The 10,639-nt window shown below is 43.5% G+C and carries 10 protein-coding genes; 4 read left to right on the top strand and 6 right to left on the bottom strand.

Translation table 11 applies throughout. The features are described from left to right. Window positions 1–5: 5 nt before the first annotated feature. From P2W73_RS16575 to P2W73_RS16585, 3 genes are all read right to left on the bottom strand, one after another. Window positions 6–548, bottom strand: a complete 543-nt coding sequence (locus tag P2W73_RS16575; RefSeq protein WP_276503197.1) for a heme NO-binding domain-containing protein — start codon at window positions 546–548, stop codon at window positions 6–8. A 615-nt stretch (window positions 549–1,163) separates the two neighbouring features. Beyond that, complete coding sequence (locus P2W73_RS16580) at window positions 1,164–1,367, bottom strand: hypothetical protein (protein WP_276503198.1); 204 nt, start codon at window positions 1,365–1,367, stop codon at window positions 1,164–1,166. A gap of 101 nt (window positions 1,368–1,468) precedes the next feature. After that, entirely contained in the window at window positions 1,469–1,591 is a 123-nt protein-coding gene (locus tag P2W73_RS16585) for a hypothetical protein (RefSeq protein ID WP_276503199.1), read from the bottom strand. 262 nt (window positions 1,592–1,853) lie between these two features. Between P2W73_RS16585 and P2W73_RS16590 the strand changes: the two genes are divergently transcribed. The 3 genes from P2W73_RS16590 (at window position 1,854) to P2W73_RS16600 (ending at window position 3,942) form a co-directional block, all read left to right on the top strand. Next, a complete protein-coding gene (locus P2W73_RS16590; RefSeq protein WP_276503200.1) occupies window positions 1,854–2,852 on the top strand; it encodes a helix-turn-helix transcriptional regulator in 999 nt (332 codons plus the stop codon). A 122-nt stretch (window positions 2,853–2,974) separates the two neighbouring features. After that, complete coding sequence (locus P2W73_RS16595; protein ID WP_276503201.1) at window positions 2,975–3,415, top strand: MauE/DoxX family redox-associated membrane protein; 441 nt, start codon at window positions 2,975–2,977, stop codon at window positions 3,413–3,415. A gap of 155 nt (window positions 3,416–3,570) precedes the next feature. Then, a complete protein-coding gene (locus tag P2W73_RS16600) occupies window positions 3,571–3,942 on the top strand; it encodes a hypothetical protein (RefSeq protein ID WP_276503202.1) in 372 nt (123 codons plus the stop codon). 184 nt (window positions 3,943–4,126) lie between these two features. On the opposite strand, the gene P2W73_RS16605 is transcribed toward P2W73_RS16600, so the two are convergent. Genes P2W73_RS16605 through P2W73_RS16615 form a run of 3 tightly spaced genes read right to left on the bottom strand, consistent with a single transcriptional unit; the run spans window position 4,127 to window position 9,344 of the window. After that, window positions 4,127–5,500 (bottom strand): RagB/SusD family nutrient uptake outer membrane protein, encoded by a 1,374-nt coding sequence (locus tag P2W73_RS16605; protein WP_276503203.1) that lies wholly within the window; start codon window positions 5,498–5,500, stop codon window positions 4,127–4,129. A gap of 17 nt (window positions 5,501–5,517) precedes the next feature. Further along, a complete protein-coding gene (locus P2W73_RS16610; RefSeq protein ID WP_276503204.1) occupies window positions 5,518–8,730 on the bottom strand; it encodes a SusC/RagA family TonB-linked outer membrane protein in 3,213 nt (1,070 codons plus the stop codon). 41 nt (window positions 8,731–8,771) lie between these two features. Further along, entirely contained in the window at window positions 8,772–9,344 is a 573-nt protein-coding gene (locus P2W73_RS16615; protein WP_276503205.1) for a TlpA family protein disulfide reductase, read from the bottom strand. A 666-nt stretch (window positions 9,345–10,010) separates the two neighbouring features. Between P2W73_RS16615 and P2W73_RS16620 the strand changes: the two genes are divergently transcribed. Continuing rightward, complete coding sequence (locus P2W73_RS16620; protein ID WP_276503206.1) at window positions 10,011–10,511, top strand: helix-turn-helix domain-containing protein; 501 nt, start codon at window positions 10,011–10,013, stop codon at window positions 10,509–10,511. Window positions 10,512–10,639: the final 128 nt, after the last annotated feature.

Genomic DNA, 10,639 nt, shown 5'->3' on the forward strand with positions numbered 1-10,639 from the left:
TTTGCTTACCACTCTACAAAAAACACTTCGTGGTCAAATCCTTCCTCCCTGCTTTGCAGGATGGTAATTTTTGTCTCGGTTTTATACATTTTTCCCAACCCCTGAATGAGGCCATACATAAAATCCTTTAATCCTGGCCGGGTGGAATAATAATGCAGCAGCAATGATCTTTCCTTAACCTCGGATACAAAAAATTCAGGCGGCTTGAGATTAGGAAAAATCAGCATTACCCGGCTATGAAAGTTGGGCAAGTTGATCAGGAACTCCTTCAGCGTATTTCCTCCTGATTGTATCAAAGAACCATAATTTTTCGGCCCCGTGTTAAGCACCCAATATTCGCCAAAGGCTACCAGTACTTCCCTGAGTGAAATATTCAGTACTTCTGATGCCGCTGTTGCCAGTTTATAGGTATCGCCGTCAGGATAAGATTCATTACTCAGGAAAGACTCGACGTTTACACCACTTTTTTCTTTGATTTTTGTCCAGGCGTTTTCGCCGTAATTCTCTACGACAAGACCCTGTATGGCTTTGTTTACGATCCCGTACATAATTTATAATTTAAGTAGTGGTGAAAAGTAATGAGGTTGCAGGCCGGGATGCCGCTGATAATATCGGAACAGTTGTACTAGAAAAGTATTTTGGGTCAGGATTTGGAATGTGTACATAGTATAGAAATTTAGGTTTCTTCACAATAATATACATCTGGAAGGGCAGGATAAAGTATATTATTGAATACACAAAATGGAGTAAATAAGAACTCTGTTTATGTTGTCTGCGGGTAATGCCTGCACCAACTTAATACTTTACCTGAATTTTTGGTTGTTGCCTTTAAAAGCATCCGGGAGTTTCCTATTTCGGTATTCACTGATGATTGGCCACTAAAGAAAAGTATTATTGTGATTGTGTTCATGAAGATATGTATATTTTATCACAATCAATGCAGCCAACAGGAGACATAATTTCAAACCGGTATTATAAGAAGTTACCCTTACGGGTTCACTTAGGTAGCTTGTTGTACGGCGTATTCAGCTACTTTTTGAAGAGCTTTTCGCGCCTTTAAACCACATCTTTTGCATTAACATTATCTCTAGTACTGCTATAATGGATAGCTACCAGGAGAAGAACGAACGGCCCCCAATTTCAAGGCCGGAAAGAAACCCGCATTAATCCCGTAAAAAATCTTTTATCAATTCTTCGCTGATGCCGGTGAACAGGCAAAACTCCTTGATGGTAATAAACTCGTGGGAACGCTTGCCTAAGGCTTCCCTTATTTTTTGCAACAGTTTCCTGGCGGTGCGGCCACGGCGGCCGGTGATGTTTTCGACATCTTTCGGGTAGATGACTACACGGGTGGGCAATGTTTTCATGGGCTGTGATTTTGGTGCTACTAATCAGCCTTAGCAGGATTGCCTAATCCGAATTAAAAAGAATCCAGTAATTATTTGGTTGCCTTTGTTGTAAGCCGTAATCAAGTGAGACAGGGCCGCAGCCTGCGGGAGTGCCTATCATTGCTGCTGTTAAAGAGTGCAGCAATCTGTTCTTTGGTAAAAGGTGTGGTGAGTGCCAGGTGTAAGGAAATGGCGTTGTTCATAAGGGTATGTTTGGTTAGGATGTTTCTGCACCAATGTGCAACACTTCGCTTATCTGTGGATCTATTCCTTACAATCGAACACCTGCCTGCGGGTCTGAAGTAAGATCAAGTTTACAATAATGGCCGAAAAAGAATAAGTGATGGGAGAAGTTTTATGTGAACGCAGGGATAGCCGATGTGAAAATAAGGTAAGCCCAGCCTGTTTTGTGCAAGCGGGTTTTAATTTTAACCTGCAAACTGACAGCGATGAAACCTTATTTCTATGGCAACGCCTTTGCGTTTTCATTTCCCCACACCCTTATGTGGCAATGTGATAACGACAGCTCAATTTCCAGCCGGCTATCAGCCTATTATTCCCTTTGCCCAGCCAGCCTTTACAACATGTGACCTGGGAGAGTTTTTTATACAATCTATCTATGGGGATGATTACCTGATTGAACTGCGTTCCTTTAACGTAATGCGAAACGGGTATATAGAATTGATCACTGAAAAACCCTGTGTTAGCCTTGCGATGTTTCTAAAAGGGTATGCCAGGCTGCAATTGGTGGGTGATGTTGAAGTGAACCTGGCTGCAAGAAGTTATACGATGCTTTATCTTCCGAAGGGACAACAAAAGATTGAGCTTACAAAAGGCCATTATGTTTGGTTTTGTGTAGTACCACCTCATTACTATTTAATGAATACGGTTGCTGAGCATACAGCTTTCCAGGAGCTGAAACAATACTTAAAAGAAGAACGGCCCCATGGCCTGGCTCTTACATCACTGTCATTGCCCTATGGCATTTTAAAGATCATTAAAAAGCTGGAAAAAACATTTAAAAGAGGAGCATCACTTGATTTTGAACTGAGGCGATGTATTCTTGAAGTTCTTCACCTCTATCATGATCAATACCTATTGAAGGAACAGCAGACTGTTAATTATGTGACAACACATGATAAGGCCATCGCTGCAAGAGCATATATATTGCAAAACCTGGGGGATGTAAACCTGGGTGGATTGAACGAAATGGCGAGACGATTTTATGCCAGTATAAAGCCATTGAATAAGGCGTTTCAATCGCTGACCGGAAAAACAGTGGCGCAGTTTATTGCTGATGAACGAATGAATAAAGCTTATGCCCTGCTGATGAAAAATGAAATGCCTGTTTATGAAATTGGGGAGGCCGTTGGTTATTCGGACACTTCGAATTTTATCCGGCGATTTAAGAAAACTTATGGCTATTCACCCCGCCATCTAAAGAATAAAGACACTAAAAAGTAGCTGCTATTTTTTCACTGCCATTTGTAATAACCATCTACTAAAGCCCAGAAATGACCATTTCTACAAGGGTGGTGTAAAGGAACTTTATTCCAGCATTTACAAATAAGTAGTGCGGGAATGGAATGATCAAGAAAAGGACCTTTGCCATTGATATTATCAGCGCAGCATTACTGCTATTGTTTCTTTATACTGCTATCAGTAAGCTGGCAGACCAGGCTAACTTCAAAGATGTATTATTGCACTCACCAGTTTTAAAATCCTTTGCCGGTATTGTTGCCTGGGGACTGCCCGCCATTGAAATAGTTATTGCTTTACTATTATTTCTGCCAGCTACCCGCAACAAGGGATTGTATGCTGCGCTGGTGCTGCTGGTGTTGCTGACACTCTATTTAATCTGCATGATCATTTTTGCGCCATCGCTGCCCTGCAATTGTGGCGGCGTCATTCAACGGCTCTCGTGGACACAACATATCTTCTTCAACCTATTTTTTATTTTGCTGTCAGTTGCCGGAATTATCTTATCACGGAGAAGATTTAAACCTGAGAGCAGCGCACCCACATAGTTCCCGAAAGGGAGCGAATATACCTCACCCCCAACCCCCTCTCCGAAGGAGAGGGGGCTAAAGCCCTCAATTCGTAAGTGTTTGAGTGGATCGACAATTTTTTACAATGATAGGAATGTTTCTGAACCTTATTTTTTTATTCAAAATTCAATTTTATGCGACGTTATATTTTCGGACTTATCGCTGCCGTGATCGCAGCTGGTGCCTCTGCTTTTACCACTCCCAAGAAACCTGTGGATATGTACGTGTTTCAATTCAATGGTAGTGTGAGTGGCGGGTATTCGGTAGCCAATGTAGAAAATGAAGCCAATACGCATTGGCAATACCAGGGAAAGAATCTTAGCCTTTGTGGTGGCCAACCGGAAAAGGCCTGCCGTATTGCAGTAATTGACAGCTATGTCGATAATCCTTCCAGCCCAACGCAGCTGAACAATTTTACGATTGGCGCTACACTGAGCGGATCAACAGCGCATGTGAGTTCTATTACTGATCCGACTAACAATCAAGCTTCCAACCAGCGGGATTAGGATTTGAAAGATAAGAGGCTGTCTTATTATTCTCCTTTCGCAATGTCACCCTTCGATAAACTCAGGGTGACATTGCTTCTGTTCTTCGGCAAGCTCATGCTTAGACCTCTTCGACAAGCTTAGCATGACAGTTCTTGCTCACACTTCGTCGAGCTCAGGGTAAAAGACAGCCTCTATTTATGCATTAGTTCTGTGGTATTCCGGTCAACTGAATGATGTCGGCCGGAAGGGGTAATGCATAATAGCTGGCATTTGGCGCCAGTGAATAAACCTGCCCGTTTATTATTCTCTTCAAAGTAATATTTGCTGCTTCTTTATTGAGCCGCTTAATGTCCATCCAACGAAGGCCACGACCATGCAATTCTTTCCTCCGCTCTGCCAATATAATAGCCAATGCTTCGGGGACACTTGTGGCGGTATACGGCGTATATGGTTCGGTATTTTTCCATCTTGTTTTTAGTAAGGTATTCAGGCCGTTCATTGCTTCATTTATGCTTCCAACACGGGCATGTGCTTCAGCCCTGATTAACCAGATTTCGTCGGTTGCTATACCGGTAAAATAAAAGTATTCATCACCAGTGTAGTTGCCTTTGAATTGCTGAAAGCCACTATTGGGTTTGTAATAGGCTGTTTTTCTCAAATCATTTTCCGGATAACTGTTGTAAAGTGTGGTATCCACTTTTGCATAATAAGGATCATTGATAAAAAAGGTGGCATTCATTTCCGTATAAAAGATCGTTTCCTTATTGAACCGCTTAAATGGAACAGAGGAGGATAAATCCGGGTCAACATCCGTATCGGCATTGAAGTCCATCAGTGTATTTTTTAATTGCAAACAACGATCTGCATAGAGCAAGGCGCTATCGTAAATCCGCATGGACAAATATGCCCTGGACAGTAAGCCGTAGGCGGCTGCTTTTGAAGGACGAAATGGATGCGATGAATGATCGGGTAAATGAAGGGCCGCTTGTTTTGCATCGCTGCAAATCCTTTCATAGCAATCGTTGACGGAAGATCGTACCGAGGGTATATTAAAATCGGAAGTTTGACGCAATACAATGCCTAAATCGGTATTGGCTGTTGTTTCATCAAAGGCTTTGGCATAAACCCACATCAACTGCAGAAAATAATAACTGCGGAAAAACAGTGCCGAGCCTTTTATATTGTTCCATTGATCAGCATTGACTGCAGTCAAAGAGATGTTATCAATTGTTTCGAGACAAAAATTTGCATTGTAGACCGGTTCATAAGCAATGGACCAATCGTTTTGAAACTTGTAATCTTTTCTTGACCAGGAATAGATCTGTTGTTTTTCCTGATCAAAGTTGTTATAGGTTTCATCCAACAGGAAATAATCATCCGAAGAAGCTTCACCAAAAGTTGGCGTACGTTTAAGGTTCATACGGAAAGAAAAATCCAACAGGGCCTGTAAATCGGATAATGTAGAAGGCACAGCCAGTTTGCTATCGGGTTTCTCGTCCAGGTATTTTTTACAAGATGTGGCATAAACAAATACAAACAGTATGAGCAAAGCTGAGTAGGGTTTATAATTGAACATAGAAAAAGTTTTAAGGTTTAGAATTCTGCTTTCAGACCAAAAGCAATTGTTTTTGGCAATGGTACAATACCGGGAAAATCGGGATCGAAACGATCCTTATTGGCCCGCCAGATAATGCCGAGATTGGCCATGTTGACATAGAGACGGGTGTTTTGCAAGGGCCATTTTTTTGTTTTGCCAACAGCGTAACTGAGATCGATGTATTGCAAGCGAGCATGATCGCCTTTAATGATATTGATATCTGCGATGGAGTAAAAGGCATCGCGGTTACCATTGACAGGATACACAAATGAAGGAACATGGGTGATCAATTCATCACCGGGCTTTTGCCAGCGATCTGCATATTCCTTATGACCTGTGCCGCTGTTGACAAGAGAGCTGTATGATAAAGCTGGTTTGCCGAGGTAATAGCCGAGTTTGTAACTGATGTTGATGGCGAGTTCCAGGTGGCGCCAGGAAAATGTATTGATGAGGGAGCCAAAGTAAACCGGGATGGAAGAACCTTTATAGACAATACCGCTGTTTTGCATGCCCTTCCCTGCTGCTTCGGAAAAGATGGCGCTGTAGTCAGTGCTGAGCTGTCCGTTTAAAAAGCCCTGCGGGTTACCTTCTATATCGAGCCCGCCCCAGCGATAAGCGGCGATGGCATAGAGCGGCTTGCCGATAACCGGATTGATATTGCGACCAGTGCTTAAGAGTGTGGTCAAAGATGTGGCAGCGTCATCAAAATACTTTGTGGTTTTGCTGTTGTTATAATTAAACAGCAGCGAGCTGGACCATTTGAAGCCTTTGTTGAGGTTGATAGAATTCAACAGCAAATCGAAACCGGTGGCTCGCATGGATGCCACATTGCGAATAAGGGTGTTTTGCTGACCCCAGGCGGTATAATCATAAGGCGCTTTGCCATAGAGGTCGGTGGCTTTTTTGATATAGAAGTCCAAAGAACCACTGAGTGTTTTGTTGATGGTAAAAAACTCTATCCCCGTGTTCCACTGACCCACCTGCTCCCATCGCAAATGCGGGTTGTTGAGCGTATTGATAGATGCGACAGACAGGCCGGTGATGAAGTCACTACCATAGGAAGCTAATGGCAGGGCCGTGCGGCTGAGATCGAGATTGCCGCTATAGCCGTAGGTGGAGCGAAGTTTAAGAAAAGGCAGCCATTCTACTTTATAGAAAGATTCTTTTGACAGTGTCCAGCCTAAACCTGCTGACCAAAGAGGTTTCCATTTATCATTTGTTTTAACGCCGAGAATGTTGGAACCGTCTTTTCTTGCACTGGTCGAAAAGCTGTAGCGATCTTTCCAGGAATAAAAGATGCTGGTATATACAGACACAAATCTATTGCTGGTGTTCGTCATGGTGGGAGCGCCTGCAATGGATTGAAAAGCGCCGGTGATGAATGTTGGATAGCGGTTGACAACATCTACGTTGGCAAACGTCAAGGGATCGGCACGATAGCCATAGAATACAGTGCCGTAACTATCGCCGGCAATCTCTCTTGCTTCGGCTCCGGCGATGGCATTGATGCTATGAGCGGACCAGGTTTTATTGAAATTAAGCTGAGCCCGGATATTCTGGCTTTTACGGTTGGCCGTTGACCTGCGAAGAACATCGCCCAGGGGAACGATGTATTTTATTTTTGAGGTGGCCCTGTCGAGCTGGCTAAAAAGGTTGATGGTATTGCGGGTGCTGAAGCTTTGCATACCGGCAAGACCTTCACCGTTGCTGGTTTGTTTTTGATACTGGTATTGCAGGGAGATGGATAAAGGTTTTAATAACTGGTAACTGACACCCACATTCGCCATTAACTCATTGAGGCGGGTGGTTGTTTTGTTGTGCTTATAATCTTCAAGCGGGTAATAGTTCCAGTCCAATAATAAACCTGCGCCTGCGGTGTCGGTATAAGCGGAACGATACATATTTGCTACGGGCATTGCGGCCCCATCCACCGAAGCGTACTGCAGGTAAGGAACATAGCGGCCATTGATGAGGCTGACTGTGCTGTAAGGATATTTGCCAGAAACGGATTTGCTGGCGGTGTAATAAACACCCAAATCAATCCGGAGGTTTTTGGTGGGTTTGTATGTATTGCTGAAGCGGGCATTTATTTTTTCATAACTGCTGTGCAGGTTGTCCATGCTGCGGTCGTAGGAGCCAGCAATAATCCAGGCGAGATTGTCCGAGCCGCCGCGCAGGTTGAGGGCATGCTGACGGATAAGCCCCGTTTCATAAAAATGCTTTTCAAATTGTCTGCGGCCGTCCCGGGATTTCAGTGTATTTATTTGGGTGGCTGAATCGACGGAGCTGATAAGACCATTACGGTGTTGGAGGAAAATTTCAACGGCGGGTGTGAGAGACTGGTATTTTCGATTGATGACGGAATTGAAATAGCCTTTATTGAACAGGAACTCTTCGACACCGATATAATCTGAAATGTTCATTTCGGGTAATGCCAACAAATCAGGCTTAGCCGTCATGATCAAATCTGAACTCAGTTCTATTTTCATTTTCTGCGCGAAGCGGCTTTTTTTGGTGGTAATGATGATAACCCCATTACCAGCCCTTGCACCCCAGATAGCAGAGGCCGCTGCATCTTTCAGCACCGTGATGGATTCAATATCGTTGGGATTGATGTTGCTGATGTTGCCTTCGTAAATGAAATTGTCGAGCACAATCAAAGGATCGAGCGGACCGCTGATGGTAGCGAGGCCCCGCACGGAAAGATTGGTTTTATTGGCTCCATTGCCGTTGCCGTAGCCGGGATTGAAGGCAAGACCGCTGGTGATATTTTCCAGGCGCTTTAAAATATTGAGGCCACGTTGCTGGTTGATCGCTTTGTTGTCGAGCACGGTGACGGCACCATTCGACTCTGTGTTTTTCATTTGCTGGTAACCGGTGCTGATCACCACTTCGGAGAGCTGGCGAATGTTGGGCTGTAATGATACAGCACCTATTGAACCCCGCTTTGTAACAGGAAGCCGAAACACTGTATAACCAATGTGAGAGAAAAGCAGGGTATCGGGAAAATGGTTTACCGGGATGATGAATTCACCTTTTGCATCCGTGATAACTGTAGCCTGTGACCGTGTTGACTGAATGGTGATACCTGCCAGGCTGGCACCGGATTCGGCTGACAGCAGCCGGCCGGTAACTGTGGCCGTTTTGGTTTGCGCCTGCAGGGTTATTGCAATCAGCAAGAGTGTACTAGTAAAAATTGATTTTGTCATTGCAGTTGTTTTTGTGATGAAGATTGATTGAAGTGAGGGAACTATTGTGATCCCATCCGTTTGTCCGTTTTCAGGGGCAGATGGGGCATGATACCCGATACAAGCATGCTGATATTGGCAGCGGTGAGTGCCTCGCCATCGGTGATTGCGATGATGCGACCACCGGGCGCTATCCAGATATAATGGGGCAGAAAGATGTGAGGAAAGTATTTGGCAGCGAGGGTGTCTTCTGCCACATGAGTGGAACGAAAAGCAGGATGCTTTTTATTCCACCTGCTGAAAAAGGCGGTGATCGTTTCTTTGGTATCACCAGTGCCGATGAGATTGTTGACGAGTATGATCTTTAGCTTGCCGGGAAAGGCCTGCTGGAGCGAATCGATAGTATTTAGCTTAGCAATACATGAGCCGCACCAGGTGGCCCAGAAATCGAGGATAACCAATTGATCTTTGAATTGGGATAAATGGATTTTAGAAACGGGGTTGTTAACTACATTGCTGAAAACAATGTCGGGAGCGGTATCACCAACAGTGAGTGGACGAATAGCTATTGGTGATTGGGCAAGGGTATGGAGTGCCGGCCATAGAATGGCCAGTAAGCAAGATTTGAATTTCATTGCTTGTGATTTAAGGCCCCTCCCCGCTCCCCCGGTAGGGGGAGAGCTTGGGACGGCCGTTTATAATATTGTTGATGCTATTAACCGAAGTCTCTTGATGAAAAAAAATGCTACTAACAGAGGACTTAACTCCTAACGAAACATGAGAGACTTCGACAAGCTCAGAGCTCAGGGTGACATTAAACCGGGTTCTTTGGTTTTACCGCAAAGCGGGTAAGCAATAAGTGAAGTTCTTTGTGGATGTAATGAACTCTCATAAGAAAAGTTTAAGAGAGTCATCAAAGATTGATAAAAAAATATGGGCCTTATCAACCACCGCTCTTAGTGACAGCCAAGAAAATGGAATTACGATAAGACCCATATCTGATTCTACCGTACGAAAATAGTACAACAGATAGATATGGGCATTTACTTACCGTCTCGCTTTCTTGGCTGTCAATCTTCGAGCACGAGACTCTTTATATATGCCTTAAATAATTTCTAAATTATTTGGTAAAGTGAAATTAATGTAAGGTTTCAATTATTCAAAGAATTATTGAATAATTTTTAGGACAACTTGTTTTTTCCCTTTGGGGGATGTCAAAAACAACTCTTTCGAGTCTTTCTAATCCCCCTAACGAGCGCCTTAACAGATTAATGACTCTATCTGGCTTGGAAATTCTTGGTTTGGCTGAATTTACTGGAGTTTCAGAAAGCCATATTTATGCGCTTCTTAATGGGACACGACAGATGACTGATGATATTGCAGATAAAATCGCGGTAGGGTTCAACTTAAGGGGATCGCAGCTACTTAATCCAAGTTACAAATTGACTAGTAAAATAAGGACGACTCCTCTCCTGGTTAAATTTTACAAGGAAAATAAAAGAGTACACGACTATTTTATTACTGCCAGAAGCGACAGGAAGACCGCCCACTTTATTGAGAATGACCTTTTGAATTCAACACTTTTTAACAACCCCGTTTATGTTTGGGAGGTAAGGAAAGCTTGTGAGGCATCAGGAAAAAAATACACAAGCAAAAGAGTTTCCCAGATTTTAAATTATTTGGTCACAATAAAGAAGCTAAAAAGTAAGAAAAAGCCTATAAAACTCAAAAATGGAACACCTGGAAAACGGGCTGTTGACGTTTTTTACAAACCTCATGCTGGACGAAAGAAAAAAAATTAGACTGTAGATTCCTGAGCATGTTGACCCTCCATTCCTGTTTATGTTGACCCACTGTTCCTGCATGTTGACCCACGCTGGGGGAAAAGAGGTTTTGCGTTTTTATGCAGGTGATATTCTTGCATGTTGAC

This window comes from Terrimonas pollutisoli, assembly GCF_029360765.1.
GTDB classification, from domain to species: domain Bacteria; phylum Bacteroidota; class Bacteroidia; order Chitinophagales; family Chitinophagaceae; genus Terrimonas_B; species Terrimonas_B pollutisoli.